The organism is Anaerobacillus sp. CMMVII (assembly GCF_025377685.1).
GTDB lineage: Bacteria > Bacillota > Bacilli > Bacillales > Anaerobacillaceae > Anaerobacillus.
The window spans coordinates 65,453-88,835 of the sequence record NZ_JACEHK010000004.1 but is presented as its reverse complement, the minus strand read 5'-3'; the positions used below and the strand labels follow the sequence as shown (position 1 = coordinate 88,835).

Sequence of the window (23,383 nt, the reverse complement as noted above, 5' to 3'; positions counted from 1 at the left end):
TTAAGACAGGTACTATAGTTTAATTTCTAACCAAATATCTTTTTCCGATTGGTGGATATACTTGGTAGAGATCAACGATTTGCCAGAGGTTACCCTTCACTAATGCAACTTCTGCATCGAAAATAAAACCTTCTTCCATCCGTTCGCATTCTCTTTCCATTAAAGTAATGGTAAATTGTTTGCCACTTGAAGTAAGTTCAGTTACGATCACGCTATTATTATTTATTTTATTGATTTGAAAAACCCGCTGAACTGATCGATAGTTATCTTTTAGTTTATGAAAGTTGTCAATTTTATTATATTTTGAAAGCTGCTCTTTAAATTCATACGAAATTATTGAGTTTTTAATTTCAATACATTCAAGAAGTTGCTTTTCACAGTTCTGGAATATCTTTGTGACATCTTTACTAGCTTTCATTTTATATTTTTCGTCAAGAGCTTTCGCAAAAGCTTTTAAAACACTTGCAATATCTTTTATTTGAGTTTTACTCATACGTTCAAATAGAGCCATATAGCGGATAGAAATTAGATATTCCCACATCGAGTAATCGAAATCAGCCCAGCTTTTTGCCGATATACGCTCGAGCACTTCACGTAAATCATATAAACTTAATGTATATTTTCGAACAGTAGCCTCACTTTTTCCGCCCGTTTTGTCTTTATAAAACTCGATGATATCTTCTGTATAGAAATTATTTACCGTGTCTGGTGTAAAACCCAATTGCTCTAAAAATGGGATGTCTTCTTTTTGAACAACTCCCCTATTATAAGATGAAGCTTCTGTAATTGTAGTTATTCGATCTGCCCCACCTGTAACAAATCTGGATAATGGTAACCCTAACTGCTTTCGAGCCGTGTTAAAATCAGCGGTAATTTCTACTTTACCAAATTGCGAAAGTATACTTTTATAAAGACTGTATTCCGATTGTTGTAACCACACTTCGGCTTTGCGTTGATTGCCTTCTTCTACTAACTGCCGAATAGAGCGATCGTTAAACATTGGAATGGCAGCATCTAAATCAAGTAATAAACTATTTTGAACATAGACCGAAAAGTACTGTGGAATGTTTTTATCCATTGAGATAACGGAATTGTGAAACTCTGCTTCAAATGGAATTTGTAACGTTTTCTCTTCTTTTTTCAATAGGATAACGTCCAATTTATTTTCGATCGTTTTCCTAAATTCAATAAGCTTCTCTTCCTTCAGCGTATGGAATGTTAATATATTTGCTTTAAGAGAAACTCTTCCATAACCAGTCCCTACATAGATAGGTTGATCAATTTCACTATCTCGGTACTCATTCCAGTCACCAACCCAACTAAATAGCTTCTCGTCCCCGTTTGCTTCGTAATCTCCATATTGTTGTGTTAGAAACGTAATTGCAGCAAGTTTATCGACAACCTCATACTGAATATTGTACTCTTTTATCGTTTTTTCTTTCTTTGGACCTTCTAATTTACTATCTGTTAATAATTCAGCTAAAATTTCGGGGTAGTAGGTCATCATAACTTCATCGCTACTTAAATTAGTACCTTCAATTAATTTACTAATCTTTTTTGCAGCTTGATCAAACTGTTGAGGACCTACCATCACTCTTACACCATTAAAATAATAGTTATGATCAAACATCTCTAATAGCCCCAATGTCCCGTACCATGGGATAGGGTCTGCGACAACTTCTTTTTTATTACAAACTGAAAATGTTTCCTTTGTGAATAGGTCTTTAAAAATGACATATTCTTTAGAAATCTCTACAGCTTGAACTAATTTTGGTTTAAGCTGCATCCACGTTTCAATCATCGCTTTTTCAGCTACAGTTAAACTAGCAACATTCTCCTTATAAAACCACTCTACACCACGTAGACTATTCTCGTATTTTTGAAAAAAATATAGCCAAAATCTTGAAAATGGAGTTCTTAGTTCTTTGTCTACTTTCCGTCTAGACCTATCGTTAAATTGGAACTCAAGTTGCATTAAATCTTGAGTTGAGAGTTTCGAACGAATAAATTGATCTAGTTTTTCAACTAAACTTTGTTTCTGTTGAAAAAACCTTTCCTCTTTTACTTCGCCTAATTGAATGACATTTTGTTTGTTTAGGCAACACTTTTTATACTTTATCCCACTTCCACACGAACATTGGGCATTACGATTGCTGTTCATTTCTTTCCCTACCCCTTTATACTCAATTACTAAATCTTATTTTATACTTATCCGCAAAAATTACCAAGGGGAAATCGGCAAGTGTTTAAATGGTTTAGCACAATGAATTCTTAATTTGAATCCTATATGTTAAAATAATAAAATGCTATAGTTGGTAAAGTTAGTGCCTAGCACTTAACTTTTTAAATTGGCAAACTAAAACAGTGCTGGAGTGGTAATTTAGATGAATAAAAAAGACATTGCCCATATTCGTAAACAATTTAAAGTAAATAACGACTTACTAAAGATCAGTGATATTTTTACAGTTTATATTTTAAAGGAATCCTCTGAAATCTATCATCATCAAAGCCAACCTTTTGAAATGCTAGAGGCGGAGCAACAAGAATTATTTTTTAATAACTTCAAAAAAATTCTTGGTGGACAATTGGATGAGAAGATATTTGAATTAAAGTTTCAAAAAAACGTGGAAAATAACAGCCAACTTATTTTACACCAAGGATTATTGAGCGGTGAAGTGGAAGACTGGAAGGAACAAATGCTGCGAATCGTCGAAAAAATGCTGAATAGCAGGCAATACGAAATGGATATCGTCATCACCTTTATTCGTGGAAACTATTTCAAACCAACAAAACGGAATAATGAACAGACGGAGGAAAGTGATCGCAATTCTGTTTATACTCATCCCTTTATCTTGTGTAGTATCAATAGCACACAAGAACCAAAGAAAGAATTGCTATTTGACTATGTGATCAAAGAATTTAAGTATAATATTGTTGTTGACCCTATCATCAACTTAAACGCTCCAATTGGAGGATTTCTCTTTCCTTGTTTTACCGATAATTCAGCAGATGTGAACCATATCCTGTATTCGGCCGGTAAAGCAAATGAGCTCGACCACCAGTTCATCGAGGAAGTCTTAAATGGCGAAGAAACGATGACCGCAAAGGATGACAAATTTATTTTTGAAGAAATCGTAAAAGAAGTGACAGGAGATCAGCTTAATACCGCGACACTTTCCAATGTTTATGAAGAAATTAATCGTGTTATTGAAGAAAATGAAGAGGATGAAGCTCCTAAATTAGACGTAAAAGACGTTGAACGTGTGTTAAAACAAAGCGGAATTGAAGATATTCAAACGGAACAAATTGAATCCGCCTTTCAGAAAGTGATCGATGACGAGAAATATGAAATTAAGGCAAGCAATATCGTTCCAAAGTATACTTCTAAATCAATAAAAATCGAAACGAAGGTCGCAAATGTCTCAATTAGTCCCCAAGATTTAAGATACATTCGACAAATTCACTTTGAGGGTAAACGTTACCTGATGATCGAAGTAGTAGAAGATACCATAATCGATGGGTTCAAAATGATTCCTGAAGTTTTTGGTGAAAAAGGAAAGTAAAAGCGTGGGGACGGTTCTGCTGCTTCCTTCGTTTCCCGAAACGAAGGAAGCACGAGAACCGTCCCCGTGCTTCCATTACAGGTTTGTCTCACCGTTTTTTTCACATAACTCATCTCGAAAAAACCAACGGTAGAACAGCCTTGATGAGTAATAACTAATCCCCATTGTAAGATAACTCCAATACCACTTCCATTTAACATATTTAATGAGATTAGTATATCTTTCAATAAAAAATTCGGTTAAAGTAATGACCCCTGCGTGGAGGTTTAAATATAGAAATTTTATCAGTTTACTGCGATGTTCTGGATAGTACAAATTATAAATAGCGCAAAGGGTAGGATAAAGAAAGTATTCAAATGAGAAACTTCCTTTGTATGCTTTTCTAAATTCACGAACTGGATATTTAATTAAGCCTTTTTCTACTACAAATAAACCGAATAGCCAGGTAATGACTTGTTTATAAAGAAATGCTAAAACTGCATTTCTGAGCTTTTGCCTCGGTATAAGGCTAAAAAGAAGTCCTATGGCTACAATCCAACAAATAAGTAAAATACCTTTATCTTTCGACATGACCAAAAATCCCCCCTTCTCTCCTTTAAAGTATCCACTAGCAGGCCATTTATACAGAAAGCGTGGGGACGGTTCTGCTGCTTCCTTCGTTTCGCGAAACGAAGGAAGCACGAGAACCGCGCTTCCCTCAAATAAAACTCTGGTAGAAATGTATTAACATCTAACGTTTTTGACAAACTATTACAGATTATCCCTGTTCATATTGTGTTATAATTATTTTCGTGTTTTATTGAAAGGGGTTTTAAGAAGAATGGATTATAATTGGTTAGAATGGTTAGGGTATTTAGCTTCCCTTATTGTCCTTATTTCTTTATTAATGAGTTCAATTATTAAGCTAAGATGGATCAATTTAGTAGGGTCTAGCTTGTTTTCACTTTATGGATTTTTAATAGGTGCTTTGCCAGTTGGGTTAATGAACTTAGGTATCGCACTCATTAACATATACTATCTTGTGAAAATATATAGTGCTACTGCTAAGAAAGAATACTTTAAGCTACTCTCAATAGAAAGGGATTCTGAGTATTTTAATCATTTCCTAAATTTCTATAAAGAAGGACTGAAAAAGTATACAGACCCATCTAAGCTGAAAACAAACACATATGAAGTTAGCTTTTATATTTTACGGAATATGGTGCCAGCTGGTGTGTTTATAGGTTCTAAGTATGATGAAAATACTTTAAAGGTAGAGCTTGATTTTGTTATCCCAGAATATAGAGATTTTAAAATTGGAAGCTTTGTTTACGAAGAAAGCAAAGATCACTTCTTAGATAAAGGCTATAATAGGTTAATTAGCTATTCGTCAAACGCTGACCATATAGATTACTTAAAGAAAATGGGCTTTGAGGAAAAAGAAGAAAACGGTAAGAAATACTACGAAAAATTAATAACTAAATAATTTACCAAAACAACAAGAAGCTAAACATCAGCTACTTGTTGTTTTTTTGGGAAGCGCGGGGACGGTTCTGCTGCTTCCTTCGTTTCGCGAAACGAAGGAAGCAAGAGAACCGTCCCGGTGCTTCCACCTTTACCCCTAGCGAGTTTTCACATATAATTAATTATCAGAAAAGTATAAATACTTATAACGCCATAATATATTTATATTTTTGCATGTAATCTAGAAGTAGAATTTCAGTACTTATGATGATTCCTGGCATGCGTTACCTCAGTTTTGCTAGGAAGTTTACCCTGAAACGATATGAATACTAAATAAAACTAGAAATTTGTTTTTCTATTGAAAAAATCACACAAATTTTCTGTTGTTATGCACAAATAAATTGGGGAATTTTTCAATATAAAAAGGAGTTGTAGTTTAATATGATGAGAATAGAACTAAAACCCACACTAGAATACGGTAAGATTATCGCTATGAATAGAATGAAACAAAGTATCACACAAGAGGAATTGGCCAGAGGCCTATGTTCCATTACCTATTTAAGTAAGCTTGAAAATGGCAAACTTGAACAGCCGAACGCGGAAACGGTCCAGCTATTGTTGGAACGACTTGGGATTTCTATGTGTTCACTAAAAGAACACCAAAAGGAAATTAAAGAGCTCATAAGTTCTATTTATGCTTGTATTAATGAAAAAAATCATTACTTAGTCGATCAGCATTGGACTCAGTTAAACGAGATTATTGAAAAAAATGATGACCCTAGCCTTTACGTTTATTATCTACTTATATCCTATCGCTATTTTTTAAGTAAAGAGGACAGAGGAAATGCTACGGAAAATCGTAATGAAATTTTACTGTTGTTAAAAACACTGACGAGCACTCAATTGTTTTACTTTCATTACTTTGATGGGATCTTTCATTGCTTAGATCAAAAGTTTTTAGAGGGAATACGCTCGTTTCAAAAGGCGTTATCAGTTCAAAATAATTATCCAACTGAAGATCCTTTTTTGTTGTACCATACTGCGTTAGCATATAGTAATGTTCATAATACGACTCTTGCCCTTCAATATGCGCTCGATGTATTAGACGTTTTTGAAAAAAAGTTAAATTATTTAAGAGTCATAGATTGCCATATTATTATTGGAATTAACTACACAAGAATTAAACAATATGACAGAGCATTGGAACACTACAATAATGTCCTAAAGGTTGTTCATCAGTTTAACAAAGAAGATTTAATTGCCATGGTTTATCATAATATTGGCTTTTTATACTCAGAAAAAAAAGCTAGCAAGCTAGCGATCGATTATTTCCTTAAGAGCCTTGAATTGAAAAAGGAAATGACTCCAGTATACCTTAACACAGTGTATTTTTTAGCGAATGAATTAATTAAGGTAAAGCAGTTTGATCAAGCTAACGATTGGATTAACAAGAGCCTATCGTTGATTACCTCACCTTCAACCTATTCAATTAAATTAAAATTATTAGCTTACTCAATTTCAGGCAACAGTGATGAACACAAACATTATCTACTAGAAGAAGCCGTTCCTTTTTACAAAGAAAAGAATGACTTTAAAAATCTTTACACTTGCTATGAATTATTAGGGGATTTATACTCTCAAGAGTTTAAATACAAAGCTAGCTCTAAGTACTACAAGCTAGCACTCAATGTAAAAAATAAACAGTAAAGGAGATGTAGGTAAATGAAAAAAATCATTATTGGCGTATTCATGACGTGTTTAATTAGTGGGGTGTTTTTCTTACAAAGTAGTGCATTGGCTGAAGAGCATCCGAAATTCGACTCTGATCCAGGAACAAATGAAGAACATCCGAAATTTGATTAAACGATACATAAAACCCCTTACAAATAGAAACTGTAAGGGGTTTTGTTTTCTATATTTTACCAGGCTGCACCTAAGGCATCGACTAACCCATAACCATAATAAGTTGCGCTTCCTATATTAATTGATGTATCTCTTAATCTTTGTCTAATCTGTGCATTTGAAGCCCAAGGGTATTCACTCTTTACTAATGCTGCTACCGCTGCAACGTGTGGAGCAGCCATTGATGTACCGTTTAAGCTACTGTATCCACCATTAAGGTAAGTACTTTGAACATTTACGCCTGGGGCCATAAGCTCTAATTGACTTCCATATGTTGAAAATGAAGCTCTTACATTGTTTGAATTAACAGCCCCAACAGCGATAACTGAACTATATCTTGCAGGATATTGAATTCCATTTGCTCCTGTATTACCAGCCGCTGCAACTAACAGAACACCTTTGTTATAGGCATTGTCACAAGCCTGCTGTAACGTAGAAGAACCTGAAGATCCACCAAGACTCATGTTAACGACATCCATTTTATTAGTTACCGCCCACTCTATCCCTCTTGCGATACCACTTAAAGAACCGCTACCGTTTCTATCTAAAACTTTAACAGCATATAGGTTAACTGATGGTGCTACACCAATTACTCCATAGCTATTGTTTAAAGCTGCAACCGTACCAGCAACGTGTGTACCATGACCATTGAAATCTTGATAGCTAGATTCAGTACTGATAAAACTTACTCCGCCTGCAATTTTTAAATCTGTATGAGTAGCAATCCCAGTATCTAAGACAGCCACTTTCACACCTGATCCGTAATTACCCCAAGAGTGTACAGTATTTGCTCTAATGTGTGATACGCCCCAAGGAGTTGTTTGAGATGCAGATGTATACTCAACATCCTCTTCAATATATTTAATATTCGGGTTCTTTGCTAACGCCTCTGCAGCTTTTTTAGGGAGAGTAACATGTAATACTGGCATATAATCGTATTCATGATGCACTTCTCCACCGGCAGCTATGACAATACTAGCATCTACAGTTCCTTGGAAACCAATTAAGTAATCCTGTTTCTCAACACCATTCCCCTTACCGTTACCACTTCCATTAGCACTTACCGATGCAGAAAACACCATCGTAAATATAAGGATAAAACTCAGTAACGCTCCAAACAGTTTTGATTTCATGTTAATGCCTCCCTTTATATTTATAGATCCAACTCCCGCTGGACCTATAATTAGCGTAACATATTCTGAAAGTTTATATTATTGAGAAAACTAAATAGATTCAGAGCTGTAAGAGAGTGAAGATGGGTGAGGTTTTTCAATGTGGAGGAAGCGTGGGGACGGTTCTAACAGGGGTCAACCGGAAGTTTTGCATGAGAAAAGGCACAACTAGTGATATAAAACTAGTTGTGCCTTCGCTTCCATGCAAAATTTTTGATTGCCCAAGAAGAAAAAGTCGAGGTCCCCGGTTATAGGAATTCATTCTTCGATTTTCCTTTTGTTTTTCTTATAACTTTCTTTTATTAATTGAAAAAAGTGCTATTACATTACTTACTATCGTTTTTGGGTAGAGTCTCCCCCTCCCCACTTAAGAGGCTTTTTATAATGGTATTTAATTCAGTTACCATTAAGGTAATCCCTCTGATGTAAAGCGTGGGGACGGTTCTACCACTTCCTTATTTTTCCAAACCAAGGAAGCAACCATTTTCGGCTAATTGGGCAATAGATGATCGTTGTCGAAGCTTTTTGATTATCCGTTGGACGACATGGAAAGTAAAAACAAATTCGATGCAAAGTTTTATCGCTCTATTTTTATCTTTAGCCATTTTCACAAATAGTTTACAAGGAACTGAATTTTTACAGTCAATTCAATCTGTTTTTATTTCAAACGCAGATTTTCCTATAGTTATCCTATTGCTGATACGGTTACCTTCATTATAAATATTAGATAAGAATTACTTGCAAAATCACCAGTTTGTTTTTTGCCCCTGATAATTTAATTTAAACTTAAGCAATAAACGCACTGAAAATCCAAAAAGCAACGATAATTGATTGCACAAAAAATAACGCCCCCCAGAAAAATGCAGGAATAAATGTGCTCTTTGCTAAACTTGTCGCATCCCCTGCTTGCCTTCGATCCCGCATGCTTAACAAACAAATAATAAAGGCCGATCGTACTGCCTCGACTAGTAGTAACGCCGCTAAAAAATGAACAAAAATCTCAATTGCACCACTATCTCCTATGTACACAAATACCAAACACAAGCCGATAAACGTTGTTAACCAAAATAGACCGTAAAGGTTCCTGACCCAAAGTACTAGATTAATAACAGAAACTCCGATAAATCCATATAACAAGTTGAGATGTAATCCTTCACCAATTAGATAAAAGCACCCGTAGGCAACTAGTGGTGGGAATGTATAACCTGCATAGGAAATGAAGACTCTGCTAATCCAACTTCCTGAAGCTGTGATAATTTGACCTTCTGTATTGGGGAATAATGATATTTTCACGACTCGTCCCTTAAACAATAAGCAAACGATCGCATGCCCCATTTCATGAAACATCGTATTTAACGCAGCAAAGTACAAATTCACTCTTGGGATCTGCAAAATGAAGAATGTTAAAAGAAAATAAATCAACCAATCGTTAAGCACTTTATCACCCTCAAATAAATGTTCTCTCTCCTTTTTTACCACTTTTTAATACTAATAAACAAGCAGCCAGCCCATTGGTTCCCCAAGAGGTTACCCACTGTAAATCTATGGATAGAAACAACCCAACAGAAGCTAATTTAAACCACTGGTTTCTCCTTTTTGTCCACTATACGTGGACTTTCCCAGTTTTTGTCCACGAAGGGTGCCAGGCACCTAAAAAACTGTGGTACTGTCTCGAATGAAGTGTAATGCGCATATACTTTTTTATACTTTCATTAGCCTCTGATGGGGGGAACAATTACCTATCAAAAGCTTTGCGGTTTTCAATAGAATTAAAGGAGAGATTAACGTGCAAACCTTTCAACAAACGACGGCAAGTTTACCGTTTCCTACACGGTGGGGAATTCTTGGCGATATTGCAGGAAGACCATTGGTAAGAGGTTTCCTAACCATCGACTCTATTACGAATGGCACATTAACAGGAACCGTTAACTTTCGGGGTGTCCCACTGCCAATAACCGGCACTTGGAATGAGTCTACTAATCAATTAATCTTCGACTCACCTTACGCGACATTTTCTGGTCAGTTATCAATATTTGATGAGACAGTCTTAAGTCTTCGTCGTTTCATACTAACCGGGAACTTTTTAATGAAGCCCCCATCTCTACAAGCGGGCGAATTTGGAACTTGGGTTGCATTAACAGATACTATTCGCACTGGCCCTCCCCAATACACGAGCACCGTCCCTACTGCAGCACTTTTTATTTTATCTGATTTACTTTACGGAAATTCACAGTCAATTAGATAGACCTGATTGTTAACTTTGAGCACATGCCTGGGTGGGGAACGTTCTATCATGGTGCAATCGGAAGTTTTGGACAAAAGAAGGCAAAACTAGCAAATACCCTCTGCTAGTTTTACCTTCTTCTATTCCTATACCTAAACTTTTTGATTGCCCATGAATAATCTTTACAGAATGGACATGGTCTCAACTTTCGCACTAATAAAAGTTCAATTAGTTAACCAGCAGTAGTTGCTGATGTCATTCAAGTACTGTCATTGACACAAAAAAATGCATGAAAAAACACCTTTCTGTTAGATAAAGTTGATTTGTTGAAAATCTCCTTAAATAATTTAAAGGCTCAATCCACAGTAACAAGCACACATAATTCATCTTCCACAACACCTTTTATAGTTCTTTCCACTTCCACCATGGCACAAGATTCATTTCGACCTGATTTTTGATAGCTTGTCATTTCAACAACATTAGATTGTAGATTTCACTTCACTGACTCCCCGAAGTTTACTGAAACAAGATTTTTTGGGTCACTGTGAAGCACGATTAAACAAAAATAGAAGAGCTAGTTATCAATTAGCTCTTCCAAAGATTATTTTTTAAGAGTTCTGTGAAAGAAGGTTTTTTAACGAATGACAGGCACTTGATGCTTTTATTGCCTACTTATCCTCTCAACTTCTACTTCCAGACGATAAACTCGTTTATTTAAGGCATCTGTTTTATTATCAGTATGTTCCGAAATCTTTTCTATATAAGCTCCAAGACCATCAATGATATTCTGTTGAAGGAGTAGTTGCCCTTCTTTTAGCTCGGTTACATCAGTTTGCAATTTAGTTTGGCCGGCCTCTAATTTTTGTTGGCCTTCTTTTAATTCAGTAACGTCTACTCGTAACTCCTGAAGATCAACTTCTAATTTATCAAAGCGATGGTCTATTTTTTCCATGAATTGTTTTAATAATTGTTCCAACTTGTTCACCCCAACTTATTTCTTAGATTATACCACGAACATAAGCTACAACGGACAACTTTCAAACAAATTATTTAACTACAGTTAGTCGCTAACATCTCCCAAAAACACACCTGGATTCTACTATTATTATTGCAAAGTTTAACTTTAAAAGGAACGTTCGTTCTTATAAATATGTAAACTTACTACACTTTGACTCCCCGATGTTTCTTGTTTCTCAAGCTCTGGCCTATCAACTGCTATGTGAAACAAGATTTTTCGGGGGCACAGTTGATCGTGCCCTTATCTTTATTCCCACTTATTTCTTTATTCTACTTTATTGATCTCCTTTAGTCTTCTGAGTATTTTCAAAAAAACTTTCTCCTCAACTGCCATTGCCCAGGCTCCATCACTAAACCGTTCGGCTCTGACGTAATAGGTGAGAATTGCTCTTAGAAGATCCAAATCAGCAGTCTCAATCGCGATATTCAGGTCTCCATCAAGGTCCTGAATTGTAGACATATAGTCGGTATACATGAAGTTTGAGCTATATATCTCGTCGATAAATCCAAGCAATGACTTATCGTAGGTTGGGTAAGGTGTGATAACTTGTTTTTCCCCTGTCTTTTCAGCAGGTGTCCATTTGCAAACACTTTCCATCGTTGCTGTCTCGAAATAAGGGAGGAACTTACTGAGTTTTTCAATCTCTGCCCTGTAAAATGAGGCATGCAGTGTATGGCATAAATTTTCAATATAGTGTTTCATAGGAATTGCATTAAGCCATTCTTTTGGAATGCTTTCATAGCCATAGTGAAGTCCGGCTAGCCCCCCCTACTACTGCAGCAAGACTGTCCGTGTCCTCACCAAGATTTACAGCTTTCAAAACACAATCTTTATAGCTTTTTGTGTTCAAAAGACACCAAATGGCAGCTTCAAGTGTATCAATCACATAACCACTACTTTTTATTTGATCTATAGGAAGACTAGCAAAATTTTTATTATCTAACCTTTGAAAATAATGCAATTCACTTTCAAATTCAGCTCTCTTTTTGTAATATTTCATTGCATATGAAATTCCCTGCTCAACAGCTAATACAAGATTACTTTCTTCGCAAATCTTCGCTGCAATTGAAACATAAATCCCACAGGCCATCTGACTCCGTTTATGGGCATGTGTCAGTGCAGACACGTTATGAATGATATCAAATGCTTCATCTTGCTCGAAAAAGTCATTTCTAGATTGCAAATAAAATAGAATGGGAAGAATTCTCATTAGAGACCCATTACCGTTGTCGTATTCAGTAGTGCCACCACATTGTAATGGCTTTGTACCGTTCATATATCTTTGTAATGCTTTACTAGTAGCAATTCCAATATCAAACGCATCGCCATAAGGAGTATAAGCTCCTTCATCAAACCATTTCACAAACTTGTTCATGATGTCCTCATAATTAAGCCCTTCTGATAAGCAATCAACTAAGCATAAGCTCATACTTGTATCATCAGACCAAGTTCCTGCAGGTTGGTTGTGTGTTCCGTAGGCACGCATACCAACGACAGGATTTTCTTTAAGTGTCTCTCTCCTATTAAATTCAACAGGAACACCTAATGCATCTGCCACACACAGACCCATCACTCCATTTACGATATTGTTTACCATTCTCTACGCCTCCTGGAAGCGTGGGGACGGTTCTGCTGCTTCCTTCGTTTCGCTAAACGAAATTAGCAAGATGCCTGTCCTAGGCTTCATTCAAAATTTTAGACTAGATTAAAACTATATTTTTTTCGGTTGTTGTAAAATTTTTTTCAACTAGACAAAAACAAGTGAAGATACTATAATTTATTCAACAAAAGGAGGTGAATTTTATGGAAGATATCTTAAAGACTATCCTGACAAAGCTAGATTCTTTAGAAAACGGACAAGCTGAAATACGCAAGGATCAATCTGAGTTTCGTGCTGAACTATCTGAGATGCGGAAGGATCAATCCGAGTTTCGTGCTGAGCAAACTGAGATGCGGAAGGATCAATCTGAAATGCGGAAGGAAATTGCTTTTTATTATGGTAGTTTGATGAGAAAAGTGGATGAAACGAAGATTGAACTTAGTAGCGAAATAAAGCGCATCGTTAAAGTACAGCAAGAACACCAAAATGTTTTAGAGTTTCTTAATGAAAAGCAGTAATCATCCCTGTTATTTGACTATCTATTATAATTGCATGATCCTCTTCGTGGTAAACTTGTCAGACTTTTAATCGTATACCGCATCCCTTTACTGGGTTAACTCCCTTTTACTTACTTACTTACTTACTGCTTACTATTAATTGTTTATTTCTCAACTTTAATTTCGACCTGCTTAATTCCAAAGCTTCATAGAACTTTCATTTTAAAACTACAAACACCCTGCCTCCTCTATCTCTCTAAATACTATCCTGTTAAACAATCGTAATTTGTTTTTGTCCCCAGCTCGAAAATCAAAATAATAATGGTGAACACCAAGTAAATAGTCCAGCCTATGAAAGTTCACTTTTCCTTATCATTCTCAGCTAGAGCAAATATCCAAGTGAGCTTTCATTGGCGTCTGGCACCTCCATGTTTGTCCATTCCATGCGGACATTTTGACTAATTTGTCCATAAACGGTGTCAGACACCACCAATTTCTTCTTTATTTAATCTTTTTATCCTTTTTGATAAAACAACATTATAAACAAGTGAAAGAAAGACTAGGGCGATAGCAACATAAGCTATGTAATTCGATTGGGTATTTAACCTAATTGCATAAGATACTTCCATACTTAAATGATCAATTTGATTTAAGTCAATATTAGTGACATACTCGTCTTCTTCTAAAAGGTTCATTCTAGTAACATACCAACTGTCACTCGGTAATATTGTACTTCTTTGTGGTGGAATCGTTATCACTTCCGAATCACCATCATCTTTCCAATGCAATAAGTTAAGACTTGAATCATAAATCTTATTTGAGTCCTGCGGGTAGTCAAATGAAATATTCAAATTCTTAAGGTTTAAATTCTCTGTATGATTAATGATATATAAACGATCTGCAAAAATTTCTCCATCAGACCCCTTCCCGCGCCCGATACCATTTGTTTGTTCAAATATCGTAATTGATTTGGTTTCATAAGGTCCTATTTCACCTGATAGCCTATAAAGTTCCCTATCAATATGTTCGAGTAATAATCCCTCAGATTTTGAAACAACTTCAAAAAAGCCAATTTTCCTCAAATCTTCAACTCCACCAAGCGTTAAACTGTCAGAAAATGTTTGGCTCGTTGATGATTGATTTGTATAATAGCGTGTACTTTGAAATTGAAAAGTACCTTCATAACTACCTTTTCCCCTAACTACGATCTCAAGGTCGATCTGATTAGTTTCAGCAGATACTGTCTCATTGTTAATAAAAAAGAAACTAGCGATAGTGAATATTAGGAAATAAATTATCTTATTTTTACTCATTAACTAGAGCTCCTTCCATTATTGCACATTAAAATAAAGAGCCAATTTATATGTAAATGCCCCCTGCTTATAGTTCGCCAAAGAAAAGGCGATTACCTTTACAAGTGCATTTAAACCTTACCAATTGAGAAAAAAAATTATTTTTGTTGTCTTAGCTCTTTTCTCTTTTTATTAACTCGGTTTCTTCTCGTGTTGAAAGATAATCTTCCACTTCTTCAATATTGGTTGACTTAAGTTCCTCACCTTTTTTAATTTCTCTATTTTGTAGCACCTCTAAATCACTAGCGTTTGAATACACTAGACCACCATTCCATTGAAATATATCAGCGTCAGCATCGTTTTTTAAGATATCACTAACTGACGGATTACCGATACTGTTTGAACATCCTGAAAGAAAAACTAATATGAATAGACTAACAGTAAAATATCTCATACGCACCTCCATGATAATTTTCCTTTTACATATGTCTTGTAGTACCGTCTTTTCTAAAATTCAATAAAAGAAAGCATTACTCCTTCTTGAAGTTGGAAGCGTGGGGACGGTTCTGCTGCTTCCAAAGAAAAAAAGCACCTGCTTAGGTGCTCTTTTCTACGTTAGCTGCATCGTAGTAATACAAGTGCCATCATCCTCAAAAGTAGAAAACTCTGACTCTACCATTTTTCCGTCGTGCTTAATTGTTATGTTAAACGTCTTGTCCCTCGGTAACCAAAAATCGATAAATCCGTTACTCAATGACTTCAGCTTTTCGTCTACTACTACATTGCCATCAGTGTCTACGATGTATATTTCAAATTCTTCTTCGACCATTTCTCCTTGACAACCTGTCAAGTTATGATTAATTCAAGGATGGGTTTCATTAATATAGGGTGCAATGGAAACAAAAAATTCATTTTCAGGTAAGTCATAGATTAACTCACTCTCTGCACTCTCTGTCACAAAAGTTGTTGTGATGTAATTGATGCTCTCAGCGCAGTTTCCTTTCCTACACTGTAATCATTCACCAATTCTTTAATGTTTATTGCTTCATTTTCTTCATTGTCATTTCCGCTACTACAACCCATTAATAACGCTACGACCAAAAAAGTAACTGCAAAAAATTTAATTTTCATAAGCATTCACCCCCTTGTTTTATTTCATTATACTATTTGTGCAATATTTTAGCACTTTTTGCGCATTATTTCACAAACATTTCGAAATGGTTCTTCTCAAAGATTTCAAAAATGGGAAAGCAGGGGACGGTTCTGCTGCTTCCTTCGTTTCGCTAAACGAAAGAAACACGAGAACCATGCTTTCCAGTACTTATTTGGACTTGCCCTCATATATTACTATGAAAGAAGTCTGTTTAAAAAGAGGCGTTGGTAGATGGAAGCATTTCTAATAGCATTTTTTGAATTTATTGCTGAGCTTGGGGCCATCGGTATTGCATTAGGTTTAATGATTGAGATCATTCCTAGTGAACTTGTGCTAGGGTTTGGAGGGTATTTGATTTCTTCTGGAAAAGTTGGGTTTGTTAGTGCAACCATTGGTGCGGTATTCGGAGGTACAATTGCTCAACTTATTTTATATTGGATCGCCAGCTATGGAGGAAGACCTTTTCTAGAGAAGTACGGAAAGTATTTGTTTATCAGAGCTAAGCATCTCAATATGTCTGAAAAATGGTTTAGGCAATATGGTCCTATCGTTGTCTTTGCGGCATGGTTTGTGCCTGTTATTCGTCATGCGATTTCCATTCCAGCTGGAGTAGCTAAAATGCCAGTCGCCACTTTTATTTTTTATACCATTGCAGCAATTCTTCCGTGGACGATGATCTTTTTATATTTAGGGATTCAGTTAGGGGAAAATTGGCAGGGGATTACGCATGTTGCTCAGCCTTTAATACTACCAATAATGATTATTATAGGGCTTGGAGTTATCAGTTATTTTGTTATCGATAAAATCCGAACTTGGTAAGCACGAAGCACGGGGACGGTTCTGCTGCTTCTTTCGTTTCGCTAAACGAAAGAAGCAAAAGAACCGTCCCCGTGTTTTCTGAAAAACCAGAAAACGTTTTTATTTTATTTCGAACGTCGAAATGTTAAAATAGAATGGTAGATTTAATATACATATGGAGGAATGCAAAATGACGAAACGTCCAATTACAGCTGAAGATTTATGTAAGTTTAAATTTGTTGGAGATCCAGTAGTTTCTCCTAACAAAGACAAAGCTGCTTATGTTTTAACGAACGTAGATAAAGAAAAAGATGGCTACTATTCTTATATCTATGTAACTGATTTAAAAAGTGAAGGTAGACAGTTCACATCACATTATTCAAAGGAGCAATTAGTAAAAGATACTGCTCCTAAATGGTCACCAGATGGAAAGACTATTGCCTTCCGTTCTAATCGTACAGGAAAAAATCAAGTTTGGCTTTTACCTACTGATGGTGGTGAAGCATTTCAATTAACAGATGTAAAGCAAGGAATTGGTGATTTTGTTTGGTCTCCAGACGGTAGTCAGCTTGCGGTTACGATCAGTGGTGAATTAAAGCTTACTACTGATAAGGAAGATGAGAAAAAAGAAGAAAAAAGTGATGTGAAAGTCATTACTAGACTTCGTTATAAAGGCGACGGCGTTGGTATCTATAACGAAGACCGTAAGCACGTTTATGTATTTGACGTTAAGTCAAAATCGTATACAAAGATTACTGATGGCGAACATGATTTTGGCCAACCGCGTTTTTCTCCAGATGGAAACACACTATTCTATATCGGAACAAAAGCAGAAGACCAAGAATGGGGCTACCTCCCAGCGATTTGGAAATTTGATCTTACCTCTAAGGAAGAAAGCCTTTTTTATCAAGGAAACGGTTATATTATGGCCCCTTCCCTCTCTCCAGACGGTAAATGGCTTGCAGCTGTAGGTCATGCACGTGGTGAAAGAAGTCAAGGTAATGCAAATGTTCTCCTGTTTTCAACTGAAACGGGTAAACTTACAAACCTAACTGAAGCCTTTGATTATACAGTTGGTAACCTTGTAGGTGTTGATGCGAAGTATGACACGGCAGAGCAACGCTTAATCTGGGACGCTTCTAGTTCTAACATTTACTTTAATGCAACAGTTGGAGGCGATTGCCAATTATTTAAGGTGAATTTAGAAGGTGAAGTTTCAGCTGCCCTCTCTCCTTCTGTGGCCACAGTGACATCTTATGATATCGTAAGTGAGGATCAAGCGGTTTTAGTTCTTGCGACTCCTCATTCTACCGGAGATTTAGTAACGCAAGATTTAACTAATATAGAAAACGTTCAAAAGCTAACGGAATGGAATCAAGAACTTTATAACGAAGTTCATTTAAGTACTCCTGAAAACTTCCTTTACAAGAGCACAGATGGAAAAGATATTGAAGGCTGGGTACTGAAGCCTTATGGATATGCAGATGGTAAAAAATATCCGATGATTCTTCAAATCCATGGTGGTCCAGCTACTGCGTACGGAAATGGTTTACACCATGAAATGCAATTAATGGCCTCTAAAGGTTATGTTGTACTATACACAAATCCAAGAGGAAGCCACGGTTATGGCCATGAATTCGTAAATGCTGTTATTGGTGATTACGGTGGCATGGACTACGAGGATATTATGGCTGGGGTAGATTATGCTTTAGATAACTTTAACTATATCGATCAAGAGCAATTATTCGTTACGGGCGGTAGTTACGGTGGGTATATGACCAATGTCATCGTTACACGAACTGACCGTTTCAAAGCAGCTGTTACTCAGCGTAGTATTTGTAACTGGCATAGCTTCTACGGAACAAGTGATATAGGGTTCTTCTTCACTGAATGGCAGCATGGACATGCAGATTTATGGGATGATGTCGAGAAGCTATTAAAGCTTTCACCACTTACATTTGCTCGTAATGTCAAAACACCAACTCTAATCTTGCACTCTGAACAGGACTTACGTTGTCCAATGGAGCAAGCAGAGCAATGGTATATTGCCCTAAAACGTCTTGGTGTAGAAACGAAGCTTGTCCGTTTCCCTGATGAAAACCATGACCTCTCTCGCTCTGGTAAACCAAAGCACCGTTTAGAGCGTTTACAGCATTTGATTGGTTGGTTTGATGACCGTAGAAAGTAGTAATTGGTAACATGGGGACGGTTCTGCTGCTTCCTTCGTTTCGCTAAACGAAGGAAGCGAAAGAAACGTCCCTTTATTTCAATAAATAGAAAAAGGAGTGTGTTTTTATGAGTTTAAAAACCCGTTCAGAAATTCCTTTAGAAGAGACTTGGAATCTAGCCGATATCTTCCCTTCCGATGAAGAATGGGAAAAATCCTATCTTCAAGTTGAACATGAATTGGATGAGTTTCACATAGGTGCCATCGCTTTAGATAGCGCTAAGGGAACACTTAAAACGCTTGAAAGATATGACCGTTTGATGGAAAAATACAATCGAACATCTAGCTACGCTTTCTATAAATATTCGGAAGACGGGACAGATCCAGAGAATCAAACGATGGTTGGTCGCTCACAAACTCTTGGAAAGAAATCTTTTAATCTTAGTACAAATTTAGTAAACCTTTTACTACAGTTACCTAAAGAAGTGATACAAAGTTACATAAGTGAAGAAAAAGATTTAGAGAATTATCACCGTTTTTTAGAAAAAATAGAAGAAATACGTGATCATTCGTTAACCCCTGAGATGGAGGATCTTTTAGCTTCTTTAAATCATACGTTAAACACACCTAACTCCATTTATTTAACAGTGACTGCCTCTGACTTAAAATTTGAACCAGTAAAAGATAAGTCTGGTAACGAGGTGCCTGTCTCACTATTCATGTATATGACCCAAATTGAAACTTCTCCTGATACAGAGTTACGCAGAAACGCCTATCAATCATTAACCGATGGGTTAAAAAAATACCAACATGGCTTAGCGCAATCTTTATCTAGTGAAATAAATAAAAATGTCTCAATTGCGAAGTTGCGTAACTACCCTACGACGATGGATTATCTACTTCAGTATTCAACACCAGCAGCAAATCACTTTTATGCAGGCGATGGCGTTTCTACAGCATTTTTTGAAGATGTTTTGGATACCTTTCAGCAGGAACTTTCCCCACATATGCAACGATATGCTCGTTTACGAAAACGGCAGCTGGGATTAGATAAACTGTTGTTCTCTGATGTGAAAGCTCCATTAGATCCTGAATTTGATCCACCTATCACTTATAAAGAAGCTGGAGAAATTATTGTCGAAGCTGTAGGAGTCCTAGGTACTGAATATCAGGAACAAATGCGAAAAGCCTTTACGGACAGATGGGTTTATAGAGGAGATAATGTTGGACGAAGAATGATCGCTTTTGGCGGTGGTGTTCATGGCGTTCATGGCTATTCCTTTTATCCTTGGGGTGGTAATTTATTTGATATGCTCCTTCTCGGTCACGAGCTTGGACATGCTTTGCATTTCACCCTTTCTTCTCAAAACAAAAAAATAATTAACGACGGAGCGTCATTATTGTTTGTTGAGGCACCGTCTACATTAGTAGAACACTTAATTGTCAATTACCTAAAAGGAAATCGCGATGATCCTAGATTGCATCGCTGGCTCAATATGTATTCGATGATGAGTTACCATCATAATTGTGTCACCCATATTTTAGAGGCTGAATTATTACGCAGACTTTATAAAATGGCAGATAAAAAAATACCATTAACAACAGCGGTTATTAGTAATACAAAAGGAGCGATTTTATCGGATTTCTGGGGAGATACTGTTGAACTAGATGAGGGAGCAAAATTGACTTGGATGCGGCAGCCCCATTACTATATGGGCCTTTATCCTTTTACCTATTCGATCGGTACCTCTGCTTCCACCGTTATCGCGAACCGGATCAAAACAGAAGGAAGCGCCGTCGGTGAGCAATGGACAAATGTCTTGAAACTAGGAGGATCAATGAGCGGGCTTGACCTCTATAAACAGGCCGGACTCGACATGTCCACTATGGATGTAATCAAACAAGCCATCGCCCATGTAGGAAGAATTGTCGATGAGTTAGAGGAAAGCTTTTAGGGGGAAGCATGGGGACGGTTCTGCTGCTTCCTTCGTTTCGCTAAACGAAAGAAGCGAAAGATCTCTCTCACTGCTTTAACTTAAAAAGGTGTCTGCCTCACGCTTGGGGCAGACACCTTTTTCAACCTTAGTCCTACTTTTTTTCTGCAATAATTCGAAAATGTTCTGGACCTACTTCTTCGATGTACGCACTCATTCCAATTGATTGGAGTAACATAACCATTGGTTCTCCCCTAAGTGGTAAATGAATTTCAAAGGATGTTCCCGCTTCTGCCTTTTGAACAAATTCTAAAACTTTATCTTTCGGATGTTCCCCTCTTAACACGTTTTCACGTACATCAATAATTGCTACATTATTTTCCATTTTTACATTTAGCATTTAGATACACCACCTGAAATTATTAATTTAAGCATGTTTCGTATAAATTAAGAATATCAGGAAATACAATTCTTTGAGGTGACGAATGTCACCAGAAGAAAAAAAGAAGGCGTGGGGACGGTTCTGTTGCTTCTTTCGTTTGGCGAAACGAAAGAAACAGCAAAACCGTCCCCGTGCTTCCTCCTACTCCCAGCCGATTTCTTCGTTCTCTATCAGTTCTTCAATTGTTCTTAAATGGTTCGTCTCACCGAGAATTCGATAATTGTTAAGGTACTCATCATCCACATATAAGGTAAAGGAATCTGTAAGGTAGTAATTTAAATCCATTAGATTGGTAGTCAAGAAGCTAATTTCAAACTCCTGAAAACTTGTACGCCGTTCACCGATTACAAGTCTTTTAAGTTTCATAGCTTCAAAATCTGATAGAATCTGGTAAATCGTTTCCTCATCCTTCAGTGTTACACTCGCTTTTCGCTCAGGAAAATCACCCGACGTGTCTCTAATCGTAATTGTCACTTCTTTTATATCTGTTTCTTCATTGATCTTCTTAGCGGCAAACTTCTCGAAGGTTGTAAATTGCAGATGATTTACTACCAAGAAGATTATCAAAAAAACGAAGACCATTCGTTTAAAAAACTTACTTTTCATTTTTATACCAATGCCCAAAACCAATGCTGAAATCGTAACAAAAATAGCCACTAGTGAGAAGTCGATATAAAGATAAAGGAAATTAACAAGAGCGCTCATCAGCTCCCCCCTTTAAATCTACTTTTTTCCCGATGATTAGTGGTTCACTGACACCCTCCATGCCGACAAGCCCCAGCAGTGTTAATAAAATTTGTTGTGGTCCGTAATAAGCATTTGTTGGATCAAAGAATTCCTTCAGTGTATGGATGCCACCGAAATCCCCACCACCACCTAATGTAACAGCAGGAATCCCAAAGCTAATTGGGACGTTTGAATCCGTGCTGTTCGGAGCATCTAGGATTGGCTCAAATCCGATTGCCTTTGTAGCTGCTACTGCTGCCTGGACAATCATTGCATCCATTGGTTGTGAACCAGCAGGTCGATCCCCAACTTGGGTAATTTCCACTTGAAGATCTTCACTGTCCCAACGCTTATTTTCATCCGCTGCAGCCTGATGAATGATCTTCAAAGCATTTTCTTCAAGATTTAATAATTCTTTCTGTGAAGTAGACCGCAAATCGATCACCATGTTTGCTTCAGCGGCAATCGTATTAACGGATGTTCCCCCATTGATTGTCCCAACGTTAAAGGTCGTTTTCGGGTCGCTCGGCGTTTCCAATTGAGAGATCATCGCAACCGCTCGGCCTAACGCGTGAATTGCACTAGGGATACCAAAATTGCCAAAACTATGACCACCGCGCCCCCGGTATGTGACGCTATAACGACGGCTTCCTGTAGCTAAATAAGTAATTCTAGATGGTGAGCCTGGTTCAACAGAGATAAAAGCATCGATATCTTTTATCTTCTTTTCAAACAATGCCTTTACACCATTTAAGTCTCCTAACCCCTCTTCTCCTACAGTAGCTCCAAACAAAATATCTCCTTTTGTTTCGATTTGAAAATGATTTAACACTTTTAATAAAGTCAAAACTACCGCTAAGCCTCTTCCATCATCTGCAATTCCAGGTGCAAATACTTTTCCATCCCTATGTTTTACAGACACATCGGTTCCTTTAGGAAAGACAGTGTCTAAGTGCGAACAAACAACGATCGTCGGACCAGAGCTTGTACCTGGACGAACACCAAATACATTTCCAACTTCATCGGTATGGATGTCTTTTAACCCTAATAATTCTAATCGTTTACGGTAGTCATTTCCTCTCACCTGTTCACTAAATGTAGGCGCGGGAATCTCTGTTAATTCGATTTGATCCTTTAAGGTAGTCTCATTTTCTATTTTTAAGAACTCCATAACTTCTTTTATCACGTGATCTTGTAAAAGAAGTTCATATGTACTTTCCACAGTGGGTGAAATAACTAAATCATTTTTAGACATCAAACAACCTCCCTTTATGTAAAATTGCGACAATTTAATTTTACCATACTTTACTAGTTCATTTCTTTAGGAAAACGAAATTCATTAAAGTAAAAAGGGGCTGAAAATAAAACAAACAGCCGATTTGATGATCGACTGTTTTATTTTACTATTCATTTCTGACCATCTACGGGTAGTTTTAAATGATGAGGAAGTTT

General features: G+C 36.7%; 23 protein-coding genes and 1 pseudogene. 10 read left to right on the top strand and 14 right to left on the bottom strand.

The annotated features are described in order from the left end of the window. Positions 1-19 precede the first annotated feature (19 nt). Entirely contained in the window at positions 20-2,161 is a 2,142-nt protein-coding gene (locus H1D32_RS08915; protein WP_261177927.1) for an SEC-C domain-containing protein, read from the bottom strand. Between the two features lie 223 nt (positions 2,162-2,384). Between H1D32_RS08915 and H1D32_RS08910 the strand changes: the two genes are divergently transcribed. Beyond that, positions 2,385-3,563, top strand: a complete 1,179-nt coding sequence (locus H1D32_RS08910; protein WP_261177926.1) for a DUF4317 domain-containing protein — start codon at positions 2,385-2,387, stop codon at positions 3,561-3,563. A gap of 75 nt (positions 3,564-3,638) precedes the next feature. Here the strand turns inward: H1D32_RS08910 and H1D32_RS08905 are convergent, their stop codons facing one another. Next, on the bottom strand, positions 3,639-4,133 hold the full coding sequence (locus H1D32_RS08905; RefSeq protein WP_261177925.1) for a CBO0543 family protein: 495 nt from the start codon (positions 4,131-4,133) through the stop codon (positions 3,639-3,641). A gap of 250 nt (positions 4,134-4,383) precedes the next feature. On the opposite strand from H1D32_RS08905, the gene H1D32_RS08900 reads away from it, so the two are divergent. The 3 genes from H1D32_RS08900 to H1D32_RS08890 all read left to right on the top strand — a co-directional run bounded on the left by H1D32_RS08900 (position 4,384) and on the right by H1D32_RS08890 (position 6,869). Further along, complete coding sequence (locus H1D32_RS08900; protein WP_261177924.1) at positions 4,384-5,028, top strand: GNAT family N-acetyltransferase; 645 nt, start codon at positions 4,384-4,386, stop codon at positions 5,026-5,028. Positions 5,029-5,447: 419 nt separating this feature from the next. Further along, positions 5,448-6,713, top strand: a complete 1,266-nt coding sequence (locus tag H1D32_RS08895; RefSeq protein ID WP_261177923.1) for a tetratricopeptide repeat protein — start codon at positions 5,448-5,450, stop codon at positions 6,711-6,713. 15 nt (positions 6,714-6,728) lie between these two features. Then, positions 6,729-6,869 (top strand): hypothetical protein, encoded by a 141-nt coding sequence (locus H1D32_RS08890; RefSeq protein ID WP_261177922.1) that lies wholly within the window; start codon positions 6,729-6,731, stop codon positions 6,867-6,869. A gap of 56 nt (positions 6,870-6,925) precedes the next feature. Here H1D32_RS08890 and H1D32_RS08885 read toward each other — a convergent pair whose 3' ends face one another. Then, positions 6,926-8,041, bottom strand: a complete 1,116-nt coding sequence (locus H1D32_RS08885) for a S8 family peptidase (RefSeq protein WP_261177921.1) — start codon at positions 8,039-8,041, stop codon at positions 6,926-6,928. Between the two features lie 471 nt (positions 8,042-8,512). On the opposite strand from H1D32_RS08885, the gene H1D32_RS08880 reads away from it, so the two are divergent. Then, a complete protein-coding gene (locus H1D32_RS08880) occupies positions 8,513-8,800 on the top strand; it encodes a hypothetical protein (RefSeq protein WP_261177920.1) in 288 nt (95 codons plus the stop codon). Positions 8,801-8,866: 66 nt separating this feature from the next. Here the strand turns inward: H1D32_RS08880 and H1D32_RS08875 are convergent, their stop codons facing one another. Next, the gene (locus H1D32_RS08875) at positions 8,867-9,517 is read right to left on the bottom strand and encodes a M50 family metallopeptidase (protein ID WP_261177919.1); all 651 of its coding nucleotides are present in this window, start codon (positions 9,515-9,517) and stop codon (positions 8,867-8,869) included. Positions 9,518-9,866: 349 nt separating this feature from the next. Between H1D32_RS08875 and H1D32_RS08870 the strand changes: the two genes are divergently transcribed. Further along, positions 9,867-10,325, top strand: coding sequence for a hypothetical protein (locus H1D32_RS08870; RefSeq protein ID WP_261177918.1), 459 nt, complete (start codon positions 9,867-9,869; stop codon positions 10,323-10,325). Between the two features lie 362 nt (positions 10,326-10,687). Here H1D32_RS08870 and H1D32_RS25365 read toward each other — a convergent pair whose 3' ends face one another. The 4 genes from H1D32_RS25365 to H1D32_RS08855 form a co-directional block, all read right to left on the bottom strand. Further along, complete coding sequence (locus H1D32_RS25365; protein ID WP_396126168.1) at positions 10,688-10,738, bottom strand: SEC-C metal-binding domain-containing protein; 51 nt, start codon at positions 10,736-10,738, stop codon at positions 10,688-10,690. A 227-nt stretch (positions 10,739-10,965) separates the two neighbouring features. Next, positions 10,966-11,289 (bottom strand): hypothetical protein, encoded by a 324-nt coding sequence (locus tag H1D32_RS08865; RefSeq protein ID WP_261177917.1) that lies wholly within the window; start codon positions 11,287-11,289, stop codon positions 10,966-10,968. A gap of 297 nt (positions 11,290-11,586) precedes the next feature. Further along, complete coding sequence (locus H1D32_RS08860; RefSeq protein WP_261177916.1) at positions 11,587-12,024, bottom strand: DUF6508 domain-containing protein; 438 nt, start codon at positions 12,022-12,024, stop codon at positions 11,587-11,589. Positions 12,025-12,058: 34 nt separating this feature from the next. Beyond that, the gene (locus H1D32_RS08855) at positions 12,059-12,919 is read right to left on the bottom strand and encodes an ADP-ribosylglycohydrolase family protein (RefSeq protein ID WP_261177914.1); all 861 of its coding nucleotides are present in this window, start codon (positions 12,917-12,919) and stop codon (positions 12,059-12,061) included. A gap of 206 nt (positions 12,920-13,125) precedes the next feature. On the opposite strand from H1D32_RS08855, the gene H1D32_RS08850 reads away from it, so the two are divergent. Continuing rightward, a complete protein-coding gene (locus tag H1D32_RS08850; protein ID WP_261177913.1) occupies positions 13,126-13,440 on the top strand; it encodes a hypothetical protein in 315 nt (104 codons plus the stop codon). A gap of 458 nt (positions 13,441-13,898) precedes the next feature. On the opposite strand, the gene H1D32_RS08845 is transcribed toward H1D32_RS08850, so the two are convergent. The 3 genes and pseudogenes from H1D32_RS08845 to H1D32_RS08835 form a co-directional block, all read right to left on the bottom strand. Next, positions 13,899-14,732 carry a hypothetical protein gene (locus H1D32_RS08845; RefSeq protein ID WP_261177912.1) on the bottom strand — a complete coding sequence of 278 codons (834 nt, stop codon included), beginning with the start codon at positions 14,730-14,732 and terminating at the stop codon, positions 13,899-13,901. 151 nt (positions 14,733-14,883) lie between these two features. After that, entirely contained in the window at positions 14,884-15,165 is a 282-nt protein-coding gene (locus H1D32_RS08840) for a hypothetical protein (RefSeq protein WP_261177911.1), read from the bottom strand. A 156-nt stretch (positions 15,166-15,321) separates the two neighbouring features. Further along, positions 15,322-15,842: pseudogene (locus H1D32_RS08835) on the bottom strand (CueP family metal-binding protein). 253 nt (positions 15,843-16,095) lie between these two features. On the opposite strand from H1D32_RS08835, the gene uptA reads away from it, so the two are divergent. The 3 genes from uptA to H1D32_RS08820 all read left to right on the top strand — a co-directional run bounded on the left by uptA (position 16,096) and on the right by H1D32_RS08820 (position 20,784). Beyond that, positions 16,096-16,683, top strand: coding sequence for an undecaprenyl phosphate transporter UptA (gene uptA, locus H1D32_RS08830; RefSeq protein ID WP_261177910.1), 588 nt, complete (start codon positions 16,096-16,098; stop codon positions 16,681-16,683). Positions 16,684-16,852: 169 nt separating this feature from the next. After that, on the top strand, positions 16,853-18,850 hold the full coding sequence (locus H1D32_RS08825; protein WP_261177909.1) for a S9 family peptidase: 1,998 nt from the start codon (positions 16,853-16,855) through the stop codon (positions 18,848-18,850). 107 nt (positions 18,851-18,957) lie between these two features. Further along, entirely contained in the window at positions 18,958-20,784 is a 1,827-nt protein-coding gene (locus H1D32_RS08820; RefSeq protein ID WP_261177908.1) for a M3 family metallopeptidase, read from the top strand. 133 nt (positions 20,785-20,917) lie between these two features. Here H1D32_RS08820 and H1D32_RS08815 read toward each other — a convergent pair whose 3' ends face one another. The 3 genes from H1D32_RS08815 to H1D32_RS08805 form a co-directional block, all read right to left on the bottom strand. Further along, positions 20,918-21,163 (bottom strand): amino acid decarboxylase, encoded by a 246-nt coding sequence (locus H1D32_RS08815; RefSeq protein WP_261177907.1) that lies wholly within the window; start codon positions 21,161-21,163, stop codon positions 20,918-20,920. A gap of 183 nt (positions 21,164-21,346) precedes the next feature. Further along, positions 21,347-21,910 (bottom strand): hypothetical protein, encoded by a 564-nt coding sequence (locus H1D32_RS08810; RefSeq protein ID WP_261177906.1) that lies wholly within the window; start codon positions 21,908-21,910, stop codon positions 21,347-21,349. Then, complete coding sequence (locus H1D32_RS08805) at positions 21,894-23,186, bottom strand: M20/M25/M40 family metallo-hydrolase (RefSeq protein ID WP_261177905.1); 1,293 nt, start codon at positions 23,184-23,186, stop codon at positions 21,894-21,896. The genes H1D32_RS08810 and H1D32_RS08805 overlap by 17 nt, the downstream gene beginning before the upstream one ends. Positions 23,187-23,383: the final 197 nt, after the last annotated feature.

What these genes read in the sequence shown, in the direction of transcription:
- H1D32_RS08840 (WP_261177911.1), bottom strand. Translation starts at nt 15,165, where the DNA reads ATGAGATATTTTACTGTTAGTCTATTCATATTAGTTTTTCTTTCAGGA.
- H1D32_RS08810 (WP_261177906.1), bottom strand. Translation starts at nt 21,910, where the DNA reads ATGAGCGCTCTTGTTAATTTCCTTTATCTTTATATCGACTTCTCACTA.
- H1D32_RS08815 (WP_261177907.1), bottom strand. Translation starts at nt 21,163, where the DNA reads ATGCTAAATGTAAAAATGGAAAATAATGTAGCAATTATTGATGTACGT.
- H1D32_RS08820 (WP_261177908.1), top strand. Translation starts at nt 18,958, where the DNA reads ATGAGTTTAAAAACCCGTTCAGAAATTCCTTTAGAAGAGACTTGGAAT.
- H1D32_RS08805 (WP_261177905.1), bottom strand. Translation starts at nt 23,186, where the DNA reads ATGTCTAAAAATGATTTAGTTATTTCACCCACTGTGGAAAGTACATAT.
- H1D32_RS08855 (WP_261177914.1), bottom strand. Translation starts at nt 12,919, where the DNA reads ATGGTAAACAATATCGTAAATGGAGTGATGGGTCTGTGTGTGGCAGAT.
- H1D32_RS08900 (WP_261177924.1), top strand. Translation starts at nt 4,384, where the DNA reads ATGGATTATAATTGGTTAGAATGGTTAGGGTATTTAGCTTCCCTTATT.
- H1D32_RS08845 (WP_261177912.1), bottom strand. Translation starts at nt 14,732, where the DNA reads ATGAGTAAAAATAAGATAATTTATTTCCTAATATTCACTATCGCTAGT.
- H1D32_RS08895 (WP_261177923.1), top strand. Translation starts at nt 5,448, where the DNA reads ATGATGAGAATAGAACTAAAACCCACACTAGAATACGGTAAGATTATC.
- H1D32_RS08825 (WP_261177909.1), top strand. Translation starts at nt 16,853, where the DNA reads ATGACGAAACGTCCAATTACAGCTGAAGATTTATGTAAGTTTAAATTT.
- H1D32_RS08860 (WP_261177916.1), bottom strand. Translation starts at nt 12,024, where the DNA reads ATGAAACACTATATTGAAAATTTATGCCATACACTGCATGCCTCATTT.
- H1D32_RS08915 (WP_261177927.1), bottom strand. Translation starts at nt 2,161, where the DNA reads ATGAACAGCAATCGTAATGCCCAATGTTCGTGTGGAAGTGGGATAAAG.
- H1D32_RS08905 (WP_261177925.1), bottom strand. Translation starts at nt 4,133, where the DNA reads ATGTCGAAAGATAAAGGTATTTTACTTATTTGTTGGATTGTAGCCATA.
- H1D32_RS08910 (WP_261177926.1), top strand. Translation starts at nt 2,385, where the DNA reads ATGAATAAAAAAGACATTGCCCATATTCGTAAACAATTTAAAGTAAAT.
- H1D32_RS08885 (WP_261177921.1), bottom strand. Translation starts at nt 8,041, where the DNA reads ATGAAATCAAAACTGTTTGGAGCGTTACTGAGTTTTATCCTTATATTT.
- H1D32_RS08890 (WP_261177922.1), top strand. Translation starts at nt 6,729, where the DNA reads ATGAAAAAAATCATTATTGGCGTATTCATGACGTGTTTAATTAGTGGG.
- uptA (WP_261177910.1), top strand. Translation starts at nt 16,096, where the DNA reads ATGGAAGCATTTCTAATAGCATTTTTTGAATTTATTGCTGAGCTTGGG.
- H1D32_RS08850 (WP_261177913.1), top strand. Translation starts at nt 13,126, where the DNA reads ATGGAAGATATCTTAAAGACTATCCTGACAAAGCTAGATTCTTTAGAA.